The following is a 17,737-nucleotide window of genomic DNA, read 5'->3' on the forward strand; positions in this document are numbered from 1 at the left end:
GCCGTTTAATCGAACAGCGCGCTGATTGACTCCTCGTTAGAAACGCGACGAATCGACTCTGCCAACAGGTCAGCAATTGTCAGCTGACGAATCTTGGATATCGCCTTCGCCTCATCACTCAGAGGAATCGTATCGGTAACGACCAGCTCATCGAGCTGGGAGTTCCGAATATTTTCCAGGGCCTTACCTGACAGCACCGCATGGGTGCAGTAGGCGACAACCTTGGTTGCGCCGCGCTCTTTCAGAGCGTCGGCTGCTTTACACAGTGTGCCCGCAGTGTCGACCATGTCGTCCACCAGCAGGCAGGTTCGGCCATCAACCTCACCAATGAGGTTCATGACCTGCGATTCATTGGCCTTGGCACGACGCTTGTCGATGATGGCCAGGTCTGCGTCGTCCAACTGCTTGGCGATCGCTCGTGCGCGGACCACGCCGCCGATGTCAGGCGAAACAACCATTAGATTGTCGTAATTGCTCGCCTGAATGTCGTCATTCAGTACCGGCGAGCCGTAAACATTGTCCACGGGGCATGCAAAAAAGCCCTGGATTTGCTCAGCATGTAAATCAACCGTGAGTACGCGATCAACGCCGACAGTGACCATCATATCCGCAACCACCTTGGCGGAAATGGGCACGCGCGATGAACGCACGCGCCGATCTTGCCGTGCGTAGCCAAAGTAGGGCACCACTGCGGTGATTCGCTGCGCTGATGCCCGCCTGAGGGCATCGATCATCACGATCAATTCCATCAGGTTGTCGTTAGTTGGCGCGCAGGTGGACTGAAGGACAAATACGTCCTTGCCGCGGACATTTTCGTTCAGCTCAACAGCCACTTCGCCGTCACTGAACTGACCCACGTCAGCTTTACCCAGTGACAAGTACAGTCGGCTGGCTACTTTCTGGGCCAGCTCCGGGTTGGCATTACCCGTAAACACCATCATTTTCGAGGACACGGTAGCTTCCTTTACTGGGGCTATTGCTGAAAACCGGTATCACATATAAAAGTGCCACGCACCGCAGGCACATGGCACCGAAAAATATGGCTGGGGTGGCAGGATTGACTCGGGCTATGCCCTCGGGCTTCGCCCGTCGCCCTGTGGGCGACGCCCCAACGCGTGCGTTGGTCGAACCTGCAGCAGGGTCTCATCCTGCTATGGCCCCACTACTTACACTTTGCCAAGTTCAAACCGAGCTCAGCGAACGTGCCAATAATATGGCTGGGGTGGCAGGATTCGAACCTGCGAATGCCGGGATCAAAACCCGGTGCCTTGCCACTTGGCGACACCCCAAGTAATTGTTTGGGTCAGACGAGTTGCTGTGTAGCCGGTGAGCGGTTTATGCCGCGTGCTACATAGGCTGTCCAGCCCTCGGGTAACTGAGCCATCGCACTCTCGGCAGAGGCTTGCGATTCGAACCGTGCGAAAACACACGCTCCGGTTCCTGTCAGTTTGGCTTCTCCAAAATTTCCTAACCATTTCAGTGCTTTATCGACCTCGGGGTAGAGGTTTTGCACCACTGGTTGGCAATCGTTTCTGGAGGCCCCCGCAAAAAAGGTCGCCATTGTGATGGGAGGCGTTGTCCTTGTCAATTCTGGTCTGGAAAAAATTTCTGCCGTGCTGACGGGGCAATCTGGCGCCACAATCAGGTACCAGCTTTCCGGCAACGTCACCGGCGTTAGCGCTTCTCCAATACCCTCGGCCCAGGCACTGTTGCCGGCGACGAAAACGGGTACGTCTGCGCCCAGTTCACGGCCCAAATCCTGTAGTTCGTGGTTGTTGAGCCCGCACTGCCACAGGTGGTTCAGAGCCAGTAAGGTGGTGGCTGCATCAGAACTGCCACCGCCGAGTCCGCCTCCTGCGGGAATCCGCTTGTGAAGCGTGATGTGGGCACCCCGGGGGTCACTCGCAGTCGGGGCTGCCTCGCGTAATTTAAGCGCAGCGCGCACGACCAGGTTCTCGCTGTTGGCGATGCCCAGGTCGGGCCCTTCAAGGGTGATGCTCTCGGTCTGCGTGAGGCGAACGTCCAGGGTGTCGTGAAGGTCCAGTAATTGAAACAGCGTTTGCAAGGTGTGGTAACCGTCGTCTCGCTGGCCTGTCACGTGTAAAAACAGGTTCAATTTCGCCGGCGCGGGAAGTCTCATAGACGTCATTGGCCGCGACCTGCCTGCCAGTCGCGAATGAGGAGCCGGGCTGTGACGGTACCATTGGTGAGCGTGACACGGGTTGGCAGTTTCAGATTGGCCTGCTGCTGCCAGCCGGAATAGGACACCGTCCAGCCATCCTGCACAAAACCCGAGAGTTCGCCATTGTTCGTGTCAAGCTCCGCAGGCAAGTCGCCAGGCGCGGGAACACCGCGGACCCAAAAGGGTAAGGCTGTCACAGGAAGCGGCCAGCCCAGGCGAGCCTCTATTACGTCGGTGGCGGTGATGTCATAACGCTGCTGATCATCGCCTGCATCAATTAACAGCCAACGTTCATCAGCTGTTATTCGTGTTGCACCCGCCCCCAGCGGACCGCTGAGTTCGAGTTCAGCGAGATTTCCCTGCTGTTGCCAGGATAGATTGACCGACTCAGAGGTCGACGGTGTTCGCACTGCTAGCTTGCCGCGCATCAGCCACTCATCGAAAGCCTCGAGGCTGGCCCGTGCGTTATGCCATGAAGTCTGGTCGGGTATGTGCTGCGGTTGCGTCGCACATGCGCTGAGGATTGCCAGCAAGCACCAAAGTGCTGACCTTGCCGAGAGGTGTTTCATTATCAGGGTGAAGCGGAGGTAAGGGCCGTAATGCCCAGGCGTTCCAGCGTGGCTGTGAGCACCTTGTGCTGGGGATCTTCATCCAGGGCATCGCCCCAGATCTTAAGGGCAGCTTCGGTGTCGCCGGTCACCCACAGTACCTCACCCAGGTGTGCGGCTACCTCCGGGTCGGGGAACTCAGCGAAGGCTTGGCGCAGGTAAGTAATGGATTCGTCGTACCGGCCCTGGCGATACAGCACCCAGCCCATGCTATCGAGAATCGCGGGCTCCCCGGGTTGGAGCTCCAGCGCTCGGCTGATGAGTTCGAGGGCCTCATCATAGCGGTCAGTACGATTGGCCAGGGTATAGCCGAGCGCATTCAAGGCGGTGGCGTTGTCAGGTTCACGCGCCAGAATCTGACGAAGATCGCTTTCCATCAGTACGAGATCGTTCTGTTTTTCGCCCACCATGGAGCGGCTGTACAGCAGAGCTGTGGAGTCGGGGTATTCCTCAAGACCGAGGTTCAGTAATGCGAGGCTGCTGTCCAGTTGGTCCGCATTACTCAGCAGTTCGGCTTCAATGGCAAAGAACTGCTCGCGCTGCTCAGGGTTTGCCGCCCGCAGTGACGCAAAGTGCGCCTGGCTTTTTTCCAGTTCACCATCCTCTATCAGGATTCGACCAATGCGTTGCTTGGCACTGAGATAGTCCCGGCCCGTCATCACCTTTTGGTAATAGCTTATGGCTTGCTGCGGTTCACCCTCGTCTTCTGCGAGCCTGCCCAGGTAGTAATTCGCCTCATCGGTGCGTTCGCCCAGAGCCAGCATTTCCTTAAGGTACTGTTTAGCTGCCCCGGGGTCGTCCATCTCCCGATTGATGAGTGCCAGTGAAAACAACAGGTCCGCGTCTTGGGGGGCATTGGCGTTGAGAATCTCGAACTGCTCTTTGGCGCCATCAATGTCATCCTGGGTGAGCAGACGTGCATACTGCAGCCGCAGTCGTGTGTTTTCCGGTTGCGCTTCAAGCGCCGACTCAATTCTGCGGAAGGGGCGCCGACTTCCCGCTGCTGTCAATAAACGTGCCTCTACTAACAGAGCCTGTGCTTGGTAGGGTTCGTTGGCGAATACCTGCTGAAGCTTCTCCAGAGAGGCGTCGGGTTTGCCCAACTCCTCCAGCAGCAGTGCCTGGGTCAGCATCAGTTGCGTATTGTCCGGCATCTCGGCGGCGTAGCTATTGATCGCAGTCACCATTTGCGACTGCTGCTCGGGGGGTAGACGTCTGAAGCCGCTAAGCAGCATGGGGAAGTTAGCGTCTTCGCCCGCCCGGGCAATCGCCGCAACCAGTGGGGCCGCTTCCAGAGTACGGCCGCGCCTGACCAAAAGGTTGGCAGCAGTAGAATTCGCCTCAACGGATTCGGGCGCCAACTCGGTCCAAAGCAGTGCCGCTTCCAGCGCCTCTGGCTCACGGTTCAGGTACTGGGCTAAGCGTGTTGTGTGCGCACTGATGCCTGCGTCGCGCAACTCGGGCGCCAGTGTCATGTACTGGCCCAGTGCAGACTCATATTCCCGGCGCCTCAGTGCGAACTCTGCACTCAGTAGCGGGTATAGGCTCTCTGCCGGGAATGGTCGCTCAGAGACGGGTGGCGGGGGTGGTGGTGCTTCGGCGACTTCAACAGCTTGTGGTGCCTGATTTGCTACGTCTGCGCCCGGCGCGCTTGCGCAGGCGGCAAGGAACGCGAGGATGGGCAATACGAGTAAGCGCAGCGGCATGAGAAATACAGCACCGTTAGTGGAACACCAATAATGACACAAGCGGGTCCTTAAACCCACACAGTTAGGTCCACCACGGCGGGCCGATGTTCCCGGCTCGCCGTTCTATCTTTCATGGCCTAACTTGTTAAAATTACGAGACATTTTCGAAATGTGGTAAGGTTCGCGCCCGCTCCGCCAGGGTAATCCATGGAGCATTAGCGCAATCAGCTTTCCACAGAGTTCCGGAGTGGCAGTACAGGTATGAACCTGATAGCACTAGGCATTAACCACAACTCGGCAGCCGTAGAGGTGCGCGAGAGGGTGGCTTTTGCTCCGGACCAGGTGGCCGAGGCGCTGGAGGAATTGTGCCGGCTGCAGGATGTAGAAGAGGCGGTTGTGCTATCCACCTGCAATCGCACCGAGCTGTATGTCGCGCATGCGCCAGACCGTGAGATGGCGCCCCAGAAAGAGCAACTCCTGCGTTGGCTGGCCAGCTATCACCACCTCACTGCATCGGAACTCGAAAGCAGCGCCTACTTTCATCAGGGACAGTCTGCCCTGCAACACATGATTCAGGTGGCCGCCGGGCTGGATTCCATGGTGTTGGGTGAGCCCCAGATATTCGGTCAGTTGAAATCCGCCTACGCGGTTGCCTCAGAGGCGGGCACCGTGGGCGCTGAATTGGGTCGCGTTCTGCCCCGCGTGTTTTCGATCGCAAAAAAGGTGCGCACCGACACTGCCATCGGCGAGAACCCGGTCTCCGTGGCTTATGCGGCGGTTGACCTTGCGGGCCATATTTTTGCGGATCTGCGCAGCTGCACCGCGTTACTGGTGGGTGCCGGTGAAACTATTGAGCTGGTTGCCAAGCACCTGGTAGAGGCCGGCGTGTCTGAAATCGTGATTGCCAACCGTACCCTGGGGCGGGCTCGTGATCTTGCACAGCGGTTTGGTGCCGAAGCCGTGCTGTTATCGGAGATACCTGAGCGCTTACACAGCGCTGACATTGTTATTAGTTCCACCGCGTCGCAACTGCCGATTCTGGGCAAAGGTGCTGTAGAGGGTGCTTTACGTAGTCGTAAGCACCGGCCCATGTTAATGGTGGATATCGCTGTGCCCCGTGATATCGAGCATCAGGTGGGTGAGCTGCGCGATGTTTACCTGTATAGCGTGGATGATCTCAAAGAGATTGTGGATGAGAATCTGCGCAGCCGGCAGACGGAAGCGCGCAAAGCCGACGAAATTATTGCCGCAGGTGTCACTGAATTTTTGTCGGAAACACGGAGCCTGGCGGCTGTGGATTCAGTGCGCGAGTATCGCCGTATGGCGGAGAGCCTGCGCGAGCGCGAACTGGATAGAGCATTGCGCGCTATTGCCCGTGGTGATGATCCACAGCAGGTAGTAGCGCAACTTGCGCGCGGAATCACTAACAAGCTCATACACGCCCCAACGGCTGGCCTCAAAGCTGCGAGTGCTGCCGGAAGGCAGGATTTGCTGGCAAATGCGCGTCAGCTGCTGGGCCTCGCTTCCGATGCGGCGCATCCTGCGGCAGCCAATGTCACGGATGATGGTGGCGGCGTCAATCCTGCTGCACCTGCCGATTCAGCCTCTGAGGCATCAAACATCACTGCCGAATCAGTGGCGTCAAAAAATCCAGACGGACAGACTCTGCAATGAAAGCATCACTCCTGAGCAAATTGGAGACCTTGGCTGATCGTCATGAAGAGGTCTCCGCCCTGCTGGGTGACGCCGAGACCATTGCCGACCAGAATAAATTCCGGGACCTGTCGCGCGAGTATGCCGAGCTGGAAAACGTGGTGCGCTGCTACGGTGATTATGCGCAGGTTAAGGAAGACCTGGCAGAGGCAGAGCTGATGCTCGCCGAAGACGATGCCGAACTGCGCGACATGGCCAAGGAAGAGATCAGCAGCGGGACCCAGCGATTGGAGTCGTTGGAGCGTGAGTTGCAAACGCTGCTATTGCCGCGCGACCCGCGCGATTCTCACAATGTGTTTCTTGAAGTGAGGGCTGGCACAGGCGGTGATGAAGCTGCCATTTTTTCCGGCGATTTGTTTCGTATGTACTCCCGTTACGGCGAAACGCAGGGGTGGAAGATTGAAGTTATTTCCGAGCGCCCCGGTGAGCACGGGGGCTATAAGGAAATCATTACCCGCGTAGAGGGCCGTGACGTTTACGCCCATCTTAAGTTCGAGTCAGGCGCGCATAGGGTACAGCGCGTACCCGAAACAGAGTCTCAGGGTCGTATTCATACATCGGCCTGTACGGTAGCTGTTATGGCCGAACCCGACACCGTCGACGAGGTCGACATCAACAAAGCCGACCTGCGCGTGGACACCTTTCGTGCCTCCGGTGCGGGTGGTCAGCACGTGAATAAAACAGATTCTGCTGTTCGTATCACACACCTACCCTCGGGTATTGTTGTGGAGTGCCAGGATGAGCGCTCACAGCATAAGAACCGCGCCAGAGCCATGTCGTTGCTGCAAGCAAAACTGCTAACCAGTGCGCAGGACAAGGCCGCTGCCGAGCAGGCGGAGGAACGTCGTAACCTGGTAGGCACGGGCGACCGTTCAGACCGTATCCGCACCTACAATTATCCGCAGGGTCGTATCACTGACCATCGCATTAACCTGACCTTATATAAGCTCGAAGAGGTGATGCAGGGCGACCTCGGCGCCGTGGTGGAGCCACTTCGTCAGGAGCACCAGGCGGACCAGCTGGCGGCGCTGTCGGAGACCTAGTGGCCACGGTTAAGTCCCTGCTGGATGCTGGCAGCGATCTGCCCGGAGAGAGCGCACTGCGGGACGCCGAAATTCTGCTTTGTCACTGTATCGATAGAACGCGCACCTACCTTTACACCTGGCCCGAAGAAAGCGTCGACGCACAGGCAGCGGCGCAGTACATGGGTTTGCTGGAGCGCAGACGTGACGGCGAGCCCATCGCCTACATCACCGGTAAACGCGAGTTCTGGTCACTGGAGTTGGCCGTTAACCCCCACACGCTGATTCCGCGCCCTGAAACCGAAACCCTGGTTGAGTGGGCGCTGCAGTTGGCCCTGCCGGCGCAAGCTGAGGTACTTGATCTTGGCACGGGATCCGGAGCGATTGCGTTGGCCCTTGCCAGCGAGCGGCGCGCGTGGACTGTACACGCCGTGGATAACAGCGAGGGAGCGGTGGCGTGCGCGCTTAGTAATGCGCAGCGCTTAGCGCTTGCGAACGTATCCTGTAAACGGTCGGATTGGTTCGCAGCCTTGGGTAACCAGCGCTATCACCTGATTGTTGCAAACCCGCCCTATGTGTCGCCCGGAGATCCGCATCTGGCGCAGGGTGATTTGCGGTTTGAACCGGCGTCAGCACTAGCCGCTGACAACGCCGGCCTTGCCGACCTGGAACATATTGTTGTCAAGTCGCCAAACTATCTGCAGTCCAATGGCTGGTTGTTGCTGGAGCACGGTTACGATCAGGCCGCGGCCGTGGAGGATATGCTCAGCGCCCGCGGTTTCTGCGACGTGTCGACGCGAGCAGACCTGGCGGGCCAGGCACGCATCACGGGAGGGCGTTATGCTGGATGACGACGAACTGCTGCGATATTCGCGGCAGTTGATGCTGCCGCAATTCGATATTGCAGGGCAGGAGTCATTGAAAGCGGCAACGGTGCTGATCGTCGGCCTCGGCGGCTTGGGCAGTGCTGCCGCGATGTACCTCGCCAGTGCGGGTGTTGGCACCCTGATTCTTGCGGACGGTGACGCGGTGGAGCTGAGTAATCTACAGCGTCAACCGGTTCACAGTGAGTTGGGCCTGGGTATGAACAAGGCGCAGTCAGCGGCGAACCATTTACGGGCCATTAATAGCCGCATAAACATTCAAGTGTTACCACAGGATCTTATCGAGGCCGAGGTGCCGAATCGTGTTAGGGGCGTCGATGCGGTTGTTGATGCCAGTGATAATTACCCGATTCGTTTTGCGCTTAATCGCAGTTGTATTGCTGCAAAGGTGCCACTGATTTCTGCCGCTGCCGTGCGGAATGAAGGACAGCTCAGTGTTTTCCACCCGGCCACAGGGGGTCCCTGCTACCGCTGTCTTTACCCCGTAGAGGGGCAGGCCACGGCGCTTAACTGTAGAGACAGCGGTGTGCTCGCGCCGGTGGTGGGTGTATTGGGTAGCTTGCAGGCCATGGAAACTATCAAAGTGCTGGCCGGGCTCGGCGAACCGCTGTATCACGCGCTGTTAGTGCTGGACCTTGCGACTGCCCAGGTGCAACGGCTGGCCACAGCGCCCCGGCCCGACTGTCCCGACTGTGGCGTGACCTAGGTCAGTCCCAGCCGGGAAGATAGTCGTCGGGAGACGATACCTTGGGAAGGGGGCGCTTCAGCGTGACGACCAGACGCCAAATTACCAGCACGGCGGCGATCGTGATGCCGGCAATCATGCTTTGCCAGAAGCCTTCTGTCCCGGCGGCGGCATCCTCTGCCCGCATAATCCCCAGCCAGTATCCCAGTGGCAGTGTGAACAGCCAGTAGGCGATGCACATCGCGACAAAGGGAAAGCGAGTGTCTTTGAACGCACGTAATGAAAAGGCCGCGGCCACCTGCACAGCATCGATAAGAATGAACAGCGAAGCCAGCCGAATTAGACCCACTGCCATGGCGTAAATTTCACTGTCGCCTGTGTAAGCGCGAACTATAGTGCCGGGCATCAGCAGTAGCACCAGCATACAAAGCAGCGCAATCAGCAGGCTCATCCACATACCTGACTTCACTGAGAGCAGCACCAGCGGCTTATCCTGGGCGCCGATCGCGTGCCCGATGCGGGTGGCCATGGCCGAACCAATACTGATTAAGGGGATGTAAACAACATCCCAAACATTGAACGCAATCTGGTGTGATGCCATGGCGGTGTTGCCAAGCGTGGCAATCATCAGAGCGATGACCGAGAACACGGCGACCTCAAGGAAAAAAGCGAGGCCGATAGGCAGGCCGATGCGACTGATCTCGATGATGCGTTCCCATACCGGCCATACCCACTTCAGCGGTGGAAGATAAGGTTTCAGGCTGTCGGCTCTAGCGATATACACGCTGATCAGGATGGGGCTTAACCACATTGAGATGGCTGTGGCCCAGCCACAGCCCGCCGCGCCGAGTTCCGGTGCGCCCCAGCGGCCGTAAATAAAAGCATAGTTCAAGGGGATGTTGGCGAAGAATCCGACAACACTGGCGATGGCGAAGGGGCGCATGATGCCGATGCCCTGTGTATGGCAGCGCAGCGCATTGAAAATGGCCGCGGCCGGCATGCCAAAAGCCACTGCGCGCAGGTAGCTAAGACTCTTATCGCTGGTGGTTTGGTCGAGGCTCAGCAGATCCAGCAGGGGGCCGCTGAAGAAGCATAGCGGACCGGCGATAACGCCGAGGACAACCGCCAGCCAGAGTGATTGTGGCAATGTGTCACGAATGCGCGACAGCCTACCTGCGCCATAGTCCTGGGCAATAATGGCCGTCGCCCCGAGCATGACCCCAATAAAAAGCAGGTAAATCGGAAGCCAGATATTGTAGCCAATGGCGATGGCCGCCAGGTCCGTCGCACTGTAGCGGCCGGCCATGATGGTATCGACCACGCCAGTGCCCATCTGCGCCATTTGGGCAATGAACATGGGCCAGGCAATAGCAAGGAGTGCGCGGGTTTCCTTCAGCAGTGGACCGTGCGCCTGTTTGGCAATAATTGGCATTGGTGGTGTGTTTGTAAAACCCGTCTAAACTTTTTGCGCCGGTCGCGGTCAGACTCGCACAACAAACGCATGGACAAAAAATGAACGCTCTCGCTAACCTGTATTACACCATACACAACGCGCTTTTTCCGCGATTACAGTATCTCGATGGGCTGGCCCCGCTGGCCCTGCGCCTCTATCTGGTTCCCGTGTTTTGGATGGCAGGTACCCAGAAAATTTCTGGTATCGATAGCACTATCGAGTGGTTTGGAAACCCGGATTGGGGACTTGGCTTGCCCTTTCCCACGGTGATGGCCTATCTCGCGGCTTACACCGAAGCAATTGGCGCCCTTTTGCTGTTTATTGGATTAGCCACTCGCTGGATCTCCATTCCGCTCATGATCACTATGGTGGTTGCTGCTTTGGCCGTGCATTGGGACAACGGCTGGGCGGCTATCGCGGACTCCAGTGCGCAGGACGTGGCGGCACGCCTGGGCGCCGCCAAGGACATACTGCGTGAGCACGGCAACTACCGCTGGCTCACCGAGAAGGGCAACTTCGTTATCCTCAATAATGGCATTGAGTTCGCAGTGACTTACTTCGTAATGCTACTGAGCCTGCTGTTCACCGGGGGTGGTCGCTTCACCAGTGCCGACTACTACCTGTCCAAGCTATTCCCCAATATGGCCTGAACCATATTCACGCCGTCTGACCGTCCCGGCTGCTGCTACTGGCAGCGGTCGGAGTGGCACCGGGGTTAGGGAGGTTTCCGCACCGGGTCTGTACGAAAAGTGATACACTAGCGCGCTTTTTGAACAGCAACAGGTAAACGGTTTGATCAAGAATCTTGTGGGGCGATTGAGCGGTCAGGCGAAAAACGCCGAGTCCACTGCTCCCCTGCGCGAAACAAATGACGCGCAACAGGTCGCCCGGCAGGGCGAGGGCCGACACGACGGCACCAAGGGCGAAAACGCAAAGCGTGAGACCCAGTCTGCTCATAAGAAGAGTGGACGTAACCGTCGGCGCGGCAAAGGAAAATCGTCTGATGCAGCTCCCTGGAGTATTGAGCAATTCAAGGTCGAGCCCAAGGAGGGCGAGACCCGTTTTCATGATTTGAGCCTGCACAACGATTTGATGCATGGTATCGCGGACCTGGGCTTCCAGTATTGCTCGCCCATTCAGGGCGGTATTTTGCCGCATACTCTGCAGGGCCACGACGCCATCGGCAAGGCCCAGACTGGCACCGGTAAGACGGCTGCATTCCTTATTACGATATTCAATGACCTCTTGAATCATCCCTACGAGGGGGAACGTTTCCTGGGCGAGCCACGCGCATTGGTGATTGCACCCACGCGAGAGCTGGTGATGCAGATTGCGGCGGATGCGGCCGAGCTTGGAAAGTACACAGGTCTCAAGACTGTCACATTGATTGGTGGCATGGATTACCAGAAGCAGTTGAATCGCCTCAGCAATGATGTGGTTGATCTGGTGGTTGCCACGCCGGGGAGACTGCTGGACTTCACAGGCAGGCGCGATCTGTATCTGGACAGGGTAGAGACTTTGGTGCTGGACGAAGCGGATCGTATGCTCGATATGGGCTTCATTCCGCAGGTAAAGCGTATTGTTCGTGCGACCCCGCGCAAAGAGAACCGTCAAACGCTGTTGTTTTCCGCAACGTTCACACAGGACATTCTCAACCTCGCTCAACAGTGGACTTACGAGCCCATTACAATCGAGATTGAGCCTGAGCATGTAGCAACGGATACCGTTGACCAAAAGGTCTACCTGGTGAGCAGTGAGCAGCGCTTTAGGGTTCTGAGTAATCTGCTTCGCAGTGATGATGCCAAGAGCGTCATTGTCTTTGCGAATCGCCGTGATCAGGTGCGTCGTCTACACGAAAAGCTGCGCCGCGCAGGATTTGCCTGTGGGATTTTGTCCGGTGAAATTGCCCAAGCCAAGCGCACGCGCACACTGGAGCAGTTCAAGAGCGGCGATATCAGTGTTCTGGTGGCCACAGACGTTGCGGGCCGCGGCATTCACGTTGATGGCGTCAGCCACGTGGTGAACTACAACTTGCCTGAAGATCCCGAGGATTACGTTCACCGGATTGGTCGGACGGGCAGGGCCGGTGCATCGGGTACATCCATTAGCTTCGCCAGCGAGGACGATGCGTTCTTGCTGCCAGACCTCGAAGCTCTCCTGGGTTCACGCCTGGAATGCACTCACCCCCCGGAAGCATTGCTTCACTAAGCGCGGTGCTCGCTGAATCCGGACGCTGGCGATAGCTCGCGGCACCATAACAGTGTCGCGCCCACCACGGCCGATGGCACAACAAAGAAGTTGATGACGGGAATGCCCGTGCACAACGCGACAACGCCGCCGAAACCCATACTGCTGAGGCGCCTGGAGCGCACAGCTTCTTTAACGTCAGCGAAGCTCAGCTGGTGGTTGTCCATGGGGTAGTCAACGAACTGGATGCTCATCATCCAGGCCCCCAGCGCAAACCAGAGTAACGGCGCCACAATATTGATGCCCGGCAGGAAGCTCACAATGATGACGAACGCCGCCATGGGCAGGTAGTAGAGCAATTTGCTCAGCTCCCGCAGTATTCCCCGCGGCACGGCGAGCAGGGCGGGGCCCAGTCCCTCCAGTGAGTCTACCGGTCGCCCGGTAACTAACTCTTCGGCTTTCTCTGCCAATAACGCATTGAAGGGGGAGGCTATGATCAAGGCGACGGCGGTGAAGGTGTAACCCATGATAAGGCTCACCGCCAGCCACAGTAATGGCCACAGCACCCACTCAATAAAGCCCAGCCAGTCGGGTATCCACGAAAGCCATGTATCTATGAGGCCGCTGAGGTAGCTCAGGCCGGCGCCCACCAGGGTGCCAAAGATGACAATGTTGACCAGCAGTGGAACGATCACGAACAAACGCAGTGAGGGGTGCGTTAGCAGCTTGGCACCCTCGACCAGATAACCCACGCCTCCAACTACATTGCCTCTCACTCGCTAACTCCTATCAGAGCCTGTTGTACACAGCGTTCACAGATGCACACGCGATTCTTTGCCTCGGCGGGCACACGCTCGATTAAGGTCTGCGGGAACTCAGTCCTCATACACCAGCACTGAATTGCGTTTTTTCCTGCTGCGATGGCGCAGTGATTGTCTGCGCCGCAGAGCGGGCAGTGCTGGCCCGCATCATTTTCTGTCGGGTCTGTGCTCATGCTACATTATACTAGCGCGTGAACCTTACCCCGCACCAGCAACGTGAACGACGACGACAAACTCTTCCTTGAGGAAATGGCAGATGTGACACCGCTTAAGCGGGAGTCGCGCGCCGCGCCACGCGGTGGCGTAAAGGGCACATCAGACGATGAACAGATTGCCCGGCGCCGGCGTGCTGCTGCGCAGGCCCCGATCACCGACAGGAACATTTTGGATGAAGAGGGCATAGAGCCTCTGGATCCCTGGTTCGTGTTGGAATTTAAGCGTCCCGGTGTTCAGAACGGTGTGTTCAGGAAATTGAAACAGGGCCGCTACGAGCCAGAGGCGAGGCTGGATATGCATCGCATGACAGCGACCCGCGCCCGGCGAGAGCTGTTTGATTTTATCGAAGAATCCTATCGACTCGGTTTACGCAGTGCACTGTTGATTCATGGCAAGGGCGAAAGCAAACCCGAGCAGGAGCGCAGTTCCATTCTCAAAGGCTGCAGCAACCACTGGTTGCGTCAGTTGGAGGTTGTGCAGGCGTTTCACAGCGCCCAGCCCCGGCATGGTGGCACGGGGGCTCTGTATATCCTGTTGCGCAAGAGCGAAGAGAAGAAGCGCGAGAATCGTGAACGCTTCATGAAGGGCCGTGTACCTTACGAACCCCAGTAATAAACGCGTCTAGGCCGCACCCGCCTTGTCGAGAACATCCGCATACGCACTGCTGCGGCGGTGTTCGTTGATAATGGCCTTAACCGTGCGACCGTCGGGTCCTGTCGCATCGAGATTGCGTTGCTGATCCAGGAAAAACCCAACGAACAGTTCGAAATCTGACGCACGCATGCTCTGGTAAGCCTTCAGGAGTGCGTGGAAGTCGGGGTCGCTGCCATCGTAGGGTTTGAAGTCCAGAAAACTTCTCACGTGATCTTCGGTCCAGACGTCGTCCAGTACCTTTTCTTTGTCTTTTTTCATGTCGATAGCCCTGACTAACTCAGTTTCTTGGCCAGAAGTTGATTGACGAGCTGGGGGTTGGCCTGGCCTTTGGAACGCTTCATGACTTGGCCCACGAAGTAGCCGACGAGTTTCTTGCGCTTTCCATCATCGGCAGCCTGGTACTGGGCGAGCTGGTCCGGGCTCTCGGCAATGACCTCATCGATCATGCTTTCCAGTTCGCCGGTGTCGCTGACCTGTTTCAGGCCTTTCGCCTCAATTATGGCATCGGCGTCACCCTCACCATTCCACATAGCTTCAAACACTTGCTTGGCGATCTTTCCAGAGATGGTGCCATCGGTAATGCGCGCGATCAGGCCGCCCAGTGCCGGCGCAGGTACCGGGCATTCCGACAGGGGCAAGTCGGCCTTGTTCAGCTGCCCGAGTAACTCTACCTGAACCCAGTTAGCAGCGATCTTCGCCTCGCCGCAGTGCTTGGCCACCGTTTCAAAGTAGTCGGCCAGCTCTCGGCTGTCGGACAGTACGGCTGCGTCGTAATCGCTCAACTCGTACTCATCGGCGAAACGCTGGCGTTTGTCCCTGGGCAGCTCCGGCAGCGATTGGCGCACGGCTTCGATATACGCGTCGTCAAAGACAACCGGCAGTAAGTCGGGCTCGGGGAAGTAGCGGTAGTCATTGGCGACTTCTTTGCTACGCATGCTGCGCGTCTCATCGCGGTCGGCGTCATAGAGACGCGTTTCCTGTGTGATACTGCCGCCGTCTTCGAGGATGTCCAGTTGGCGCGCCGATTCGAAGCGAATCGCACGCTCCACAAAACGGAACGAATTGACGTTCTTGATTTCGGTGCGCGTGCCCAATTCGTCAGTCCCGCTGGGACGCAGTGAGAGGTTGATGTCGCAGCGCATCGAACCTTCGGCCATATTCCCGTCTGAAATCCCGAGATAGGTCACCAGGCTGTGCAGGGACTTAAGGTAGGCCACAGCCTGCTCGGCGCTACGAAAGTCTGGCTCTGTCACGATCTCCAGTAGCGGCGTGCCGGCGCGATTGAGATCGATACCGGTTTGACCCTGAAAGTCTTCGTGCAGGGACTTTCCCGCGTCTTCTTCGAGGTGAGCGCGTGTGATGCCTATGGTATGTGTGCTGCCATCCGCCAGCGGAATCACGAACTCTCCGCGGCCCACAATGGGCTGCTCAAACTGGCTGATTTGGTAGCCCTTGGGCAAATCCGGATAAAAGTAGTTCTTGCGATCGAACACAGAGCGCTTGCCGATCTCCGCGCCCACACCCAGCCCGAACATAACAGCAAAGCGTACAGCTTCAGCATTCAGCACGGGCAGCATACCCGGCATTGCCAGATCGACCGCGTTGGCCTGTGTATTCGGTGGCGCGCCAAAGGCTGTGGCACTACCGGAAAAAATCTTCGACTGTGTGGCCAGTTGCAGGTGGACTTCCAGCCCAATCACCATTTCCCAACTCATGCTGCAGTCTCCTGAGACAGAGATGGACGCTGCTGGTGCCAATCTGTGGCCTGTTGGAATTGGTGAGCGACATTCAGGAGTCGACTCTCATCGAAGTGACGACCAATAAGCTGCAAACCCACGGGGCAGCCATCCGCAGTACCCGCGGGGATGCTCATGCCGGGCAAACCGGCCAGGTTGACGGCGAGCGTGTAAGCGTCTTCCAGATACATGGCGACGGGGTCATTGCCTTTGCTGCCCAGCTTGAATGCGGGTCCTGGTGTGGTGGGTCCGGCGATCACGTCAACCTGCTCAAACTGAGTCATGAAGTCATCACGGATGACGCGGCGCACTTGCTGGGCCTTCTTGTAATAGGCGTCGTAGTAGCCAGCCGACAAGGCATAGGTGCCTACCAGGATGCGGCGCTTCACTTCGTCGCCAAAGCCTTCTTCGCGGGTGCGCGTGTATAAATCCAGCAGGTCTTCAGGGTCTTCACAGCGGTGCCCGTACCGCACGCCGTCAAACCGCGACAGGTTAGTTGAGGCCTCGGCGGGAGCCACAATGTAGTAGGTAGGAATCGCCAGTTCTGTGGTCTTCAGGCTGATATCCACTAGTGTGGCACCCAGCTTTTCAAGTTCTTGCAGTGCAGCGCGAATCTGCTGCTCCGTGGTGGCGTCCAGACCTTCGCCAAAGTACTCAGCGGGCAGACCGATGCGCAGGCCCGACAGCGGTGCATCGAGGTCGGTGCAATAGTCTGGCACGGGTTCTGCTGCCGATGTGGAATCCAGAGGATCCTGTCCCGCCATAACGTTGAGCAGGATGGCGCAATCCTGCGCAGAGCGCGCCATGGGGCCGGCCTGGTCAAGGCTGGAGGCAAAGGCCACCATGCCTAGGCGCGATACCCGACCATACGTGGGCTTGAGGCCGGTAATGCCGCAAAAGGCTGCGGGTTGGCGAATAGAACCGCCGGTATCGGTGCCCGTCGCCGCTGGCGCAAGGCCCGCTGCCACGGCGGCAGCTGAACCGCCGCTGGAACCTCCGGGGACCCTGTCGGTATCCCAGGGGTTGTGTACGGCCCCATAGAAACTGTTCTCATTGGATGAGCCCATCGCGAATTCATCCATGTTGGTCTTGCCCAGTGACACGGCGCCGCTGGCGTTGAAGCGTTGGATCAGGGTCGCGTCGTAGGGCGGCACGAAGTTGTCCAGCATGCGCGAACCACAGCTAGTGCGCACGCCGCGTGTGCAGAAAATGTCTTTATGGGCGATGGGCACACCCAGCAGCGCCGCCTCATTGCCGGCCGCGCGTTGCTGATCGGCTTGTTCAGCGCTGGCTAAAGCCGCCTTGTGGTCGACGGTGATAAAGCTATTGAGTTGTCGGTCCAGCTCGTCGATGCGTGCCAGATAGCCCTGGGTGAGTTCGGTGCTGGAAAACTGCCCCGCTTGCAGGCCGCTGATAATGTCGGCCAGCGATAAATCGTGCATGATCGCGCTCCGCTTCTAATCGATGACCTGGGGAACCAGATACAGACCGGATTCCACCGCGGGTGCGATTGCCTGAAACGCCTCGCGCTGATTGGTTTCTGTTACCACATCGTCGCGCAGTCGCTGTACCGCATCATGCGGATTCGCCATGGGTTCCACCCCGGTGGTATCCACCGCCTGTAACTGGTCGGCAAGGGTCAGGATTCTGCCGATGCTGTCAGTGACTTCGGCCACCTGCTCGGGGGCAATTCGAATGCGCGCCAAATCAGCGATCTGGGCGATATCGTCCTCTGCTATAGACATAGAATTCGGGCTTACTGCAAAAACGGTTTTGGGCGCGTAACGACACGCGAGAGGGCGCAAACTTATCACATTTGTGCCTTGCCCTGTATCCCCGGCATTGTTACATTAATTCGAACGTCAACAGGGTAAAACGAGAATGGTTC

Annotated in this window: 18 protein-coding genes and 1 tRNA gene; 7 read left to right on the forward strand and 12 right to left on the reverse strand. The window is 57.8% G+C overall.

Going from position 1 to position 17,737, the window contains the following annotated elements; translation table 11 throughout:
* Positions 1 to 5: 5 nt before the first annotated feature.
* The 5 genes from IE089_RS00825 to IE089_RS00845 all read right to left on the reverse strand — a co-directional run bounded on the left by IE089_RS00825 (position 6) and on the right by IE089_RS00845 (position 4,496).
* Positions 6 to 938: a ribose-phosphate pyrophosphokinase gene (locus tag IE089_RS00825; RefSeq protein ID WP_432760747.1), complete on the reverse strand. Its 933-nt coding sequence runs from the start codon at positions 936 to 938 to the stop codon at positions 6 to 8.
* A gap of 276 nt (positions 939 to 1,214) precedes the next feature.
* Positions 1,215 to 1,289: transfer RNA gene (locus IE089_RS00830), tRNA-Gln, on the reverse strand.
* A 14-nt stretch (positions 1,290 to 1,303) separates the two neighbouring features.
* A complete protein-coding gene (ispE, locus tag IE089_RS00835; RefSeq protein WP_189474273.1) occupies positions 1,304 to 2,149 on the reverse strand; it encodes a 4-(cytidine 5'-diphospho)-2-C-methyl-D-erythritol kinase in 846 nt (281 codons plus the stop codon).
* On the reverse strand, positions 2,146 to 2,715 hold the full coding sequence (gene lolB, locus IE089_RS00840) for a lipoprotein insertase outer membrane protein LolB (protein ID WP_189474275.1): 570 nt from the start codon (positions 2,713 to 2,715) through the stop codon (positions 2,146 to 2,148). The genes ispE and lolB overlap by 4 nt, the downstream gene beginning before the upstream one ends.
* Before the next feature lie 38 nt (positions 2,716 to 2,753).
* Positions 2,754 to 4,496: a tetratricopeptide repeat protein gene (locus tag IE089_RS00845; protein WP_189474277.1), complete on the reverse strand. Its 1,743-nt coding sequence runs from the start codon at positions 4,494 to 4,496 to the stop codon at positions 2,754 to 2,756.
* A 243-nt stretch (positions 4,497 to 4,739) separates the two neighbouring features.
* On the opposite strand from IE089_RS00845, the gene hemA reads away from it, so the two are divergent.
* From hemA to IE089_RS00865, 4 genes are read left to right on the forward strand one after another with little or no spacing between them, the layout of a single operon-like run.
* The gene (hemA, locus tag IE089_RS00850; RefSeq protein ID WP_189474279.1) at positions 4,740 to 6,152 is read left to right on the forward strand and encodes a glutamyl-tRNA reductase; all 1,413 of its coding nucleotides are present in this window, start codon (positions 4,740 to 4,742) and stop codon (positions 6,150 to 6,152) included.
* On the forward strand, positions 6,149 to 7,234 hold the full coding sequence (prfA, locus tag IE089_RS00855; RefSeq protein WP_189474280.1) for a peptide chain release factor 1: 1,086 nt from the start codon (positions 6,149 to 6,151) through the stop codon (positions 7,232 to 7,234). The genes hemA and prfA overlap by 4 nt, the downstream gene beginning before the upstream one ends.
* Positions 7,234 to 8,064: a peptide chain release factor N(5)-glutamine methyltransferase gene (prmC, locus tag IE089_RS00860; protein WP_189474282.1), complete on the forward strand. Its 831-nt coding sequence runs from the start codon at positions 7,234 to 7,236 to the stop codon at positions 8,062 to 8,064. Before prfA ends, prmC begins: the two co-directional genes overlap by 1 nt.
* A complete protein-coding gene (locus IE089_RS00865) occupies positions 8,054 to 8,803 on the forward strand; it encodes a HesA/MoeB/ThiF family protein (RefSeq protein WP_189474284.1) in 750 nt (249 codons plus the stop codon). Before prmC ends, IE089_RS00865 begins: the two co-directional genes overlap by 11 nt.
* A gap of 1 nt (position 8,804) precedes the next feature.
* Here IE089_RS00865 and IE089_RS00870 read toward each other — a convergent pair whose 3' ends face one another.
* Positions 8,805 to 10,214: an MATE family efflux transporter gene (locus IE089_RS00870; protein WP_189474286.1), complete on the reverse strand. Its 1,410-nt coding sequence runs from the start codon at positions 10,212 to 10,214 to the stop codon at positions 8,805 to 8,807.
* A gap of 80 nt (positions 10,215 to 10,294) precedes the next feature.
* Between IE089_RS00870 and IE089_RS00875 the strand changes: the two genes are divergently transcribed.
* Both IE089_RS00875 and rhlB read left to right on the forward strand, forming a co-directional pair.
* Complete coding sequence (locus IE089_RS00875) at positions 10,295 to 10,885, forward strand: HvfX family Cu-binding RiPP maturation protein (RefSeq protein ID WP_189474288.1); 591 nt, start codon at positions 10,295 to 10,297, stop codon at positions 10,883 to 10,885.
* 370 nt (positions 10,886 to 11,255) lie between these two features.
* Positions 11,256 to 12,443, forward strand: coding sequence for an ATP-dependent RNA helicase RhlB (rhlB, locus tag IE089_RS00880; RefSeq protein ID WP_268247988.1), 1,188 nt, complete (start codon positions 11,256 to 11,258; stop codon positions 12,441 to 12,443).
* Here rhlB and cysZ read toward each other — a convergent pair.
* Positions 12,440 to 13,198: a sulfate transporter CysZ gene (gene cysZ, locus IE089_RS00885; protein WP_189474291.1), complete on the reverse strand. Its 759-nt coding sequence runs from the start codon at positions 13,196 to 13,198 to the stop codon at positions 12,440 to 12,442. The two genes, rhlB and cysZ, sit on opposite strands and share 4 nt — an antisense overlap.
* Positions 13,195 to 13,416, reverse strand: a complete 222-nt coding sequence (locus IE089_RS15820; protein WP_189474293.1) for a cysteine-rich CWC family protein — start codon at positions 13,414 to 13,416, stop codon at positions 13,195 to 13,197. The genes cysZ and IE089_RS15820 overlap by 4 nt, the downstream gene beginning before the upstream one ends.
* 43 nt (positions 13,417 to 13,459) lie before the next feature.
* Between IE089_RS15820 and smrA the strand changes: the two genes are divergently transcribed.
* Positions 13,460 to 14,071, forward strand: a complete 612-nt coding sequence (gene smrA / locus IE089_RS00895; protein ID WP_189474295.1) for a DNA endonuclease SmrA — start codon at positions 13,460 to 13,462, stop codon at positions 14,069 to 14,071.
* Positions 14,072 to 14,080: 9 nt separating this feature from the next.
* Here smrA and IE089_RS00900 read toward each other — a convergent pair whose 3' ends face one another.
* From IE089_RS00900 to gatC, 4 genes are read right to left on the reverse strand one after another with little or no spacing between them, the layout of a single operon-like run.
* Positions 14,081 to 14,371 carry a PA4642 family protein gene (locus IE089_RS00900; protein WP_189474297.1) on the reverse strand — a complete coding sequence of 97 codons (291 nt, stop codon included), beginning with the start codon at positions 14,369 to 14,371 and terminating at the stop codon, positions 14,081 to 14,083.
* 14 nt (positions 14,372 to 14,385) lie between these two features.
* Positions 14,386 to 15,828, reverse strand: a complete 1,443-nt coding sequence (gene gatB / locus IE089_RS00905; protein ID WP_189474299.1) for an Asp-tRNA(Asn)/Glu-tRNA(Gln) amidotransferase subunit GatB — start codon at positions 15,826 to 15,828, stop codon at positions 14,386 to 14,388.
* Positions 15,825 to 17,291, reverse strand: a complete 1,467-nt coding sequence (gene gatA, locus IE089_RS00910) for an Asp-tRNA(Asn)/Glu-tRNA(Gln) amidotransferase subunit GatA (RefSeq protein WP_189474301.1) — start codon at positions 17,289 to 17,291, stop codon at positions 15,825 to 15,827. The genes gatB and gatA overlap by 4 nt, the downstream gene beginning before the upstream one ends.
* 15 nt (positions 17,292 to 17,306) lie before the next feature.
* Positions 17,307 to 17,594: an Asp-tRNA(Asn)/Glu-tRNA(Gln) amidotransferase subunit GatC gene (gene gatC / locus IE089_RS00915; RefSeq protein WP_189474302.1), complete on the reverse strand. Its 288-nt coding sequence runs from the start codon at positions 17,592 to 17,594 to the stop codon at positions 17,307 to 17,309.
* Between the last annotated feature and the right edge of the window lie 143 nt (positions 17,595 to 17,737).

This window comes from Parahalioglobus pacificus, from assembly GCF_014652275.1.
Taxonomy (GTDB): domain Bacteria; phylum Pseudomonadota; class Gammaproteobacteria; order Pseudomonadales; family Halieaceae; genus Parahalioglobus; species Parahalioglobus pacificus.

What these genes read in the sequence shown, in the direction of transcription:
- IE089_RS00825 (WP_432760747.1), bottom strand. Translation starts at nt 938, where the DNA reads ATGGTGTTTACGGGTAATGCCAACCCGGAGCTGGCCCAGAAAGTAGCC.
- ispE (WP_189474273.1), bottom strand. Translation starts at nt 2,149, where the DNA reads ATGACGTCTATGAGACTTCCCGCGCCGGCGAAATTGAACCTGTTTTTA.
- IE089_RS00845 (WP_189474277.1), bottom strand. Translation starts at nt 4,496, where the DNA reads ATGCCGCTGCGCTTACTCGTATTGCCCATCCTCGCGTTCCTTGCCGCC.
- hemA (WP_189474279.1), top strand. Translation starts at nt 4,740, where the DNA reads ATGAACCTGATAGCACTAGGCATTAACCACAACTCGGCAGCCGTAGAG.
- prfA (WP_189474280.1), top strand. Translation starts at nt 6,149, where the DNA reads ATGAAAGCATCACTCCTGAGCAAATTGGAGACCTTGGCTGATCGTCAT.
- IE089_RS00865 (WP_189474284.1), top strand. Translation starts at nt 8,054, where the DNA reads ATGCTGGATGACGACGAACTGCTGCGATATTCGCGGCAGTTGATGCTG.
- IE089_RS00870 (WP_189474286.1), bottom strand. Translation starts at nt 10,214, where the DNA reads ATGCCAATTATTGCCAAACAGGCGCACGGTCCACTGCTGAAGGAAACC.
- IE089_RS00875 (WP_189474288.1), top strand. Translation starts at nt 10,295, where the DNA reads ATGAACGCTCTCGCTAACCTGTATTACACCATACACAACGCGCTTTTT.
- IE089_RS15820 (WP_189474293.1), bottom strand. Translation starts at nt 13,416, where the DNA reads ATGAGCACAGACCCGACAGAAAATGATGCGGGCCAGCACTGCCCGCTC.
- IE089_RS00900 (WP_189474297.1), bottom strand. Translation starts at nt 14,371, where the DNA reads ATGAAAAAAGACAAAGAAAAGGTACTGGACGACGTCTGGACCGAAGAT.
- gatB (WP_189474299.1), bottom strand. Translation starts at nt 15,828, where the DNA reads ATGAGTTGGGAAATGGTGATTGGGCTGGAAGTCCACCTGCAACTGGCC.
- gatA (WP_189474301.1), bottom strand. Translation starts at nt 17,291, where the DNA reads ATGCACGATTTATCGCTGGCCGACATTATCAGCGGCCTGCAAGCGGGG.
- gatC (WP_189474302.1), bottom strand. Translation starts at nt 17,594, where the DNA reads ATGTCTATAGCAGAGGACGATATCGCCCAGATCGCTGATTTGGCGCGC.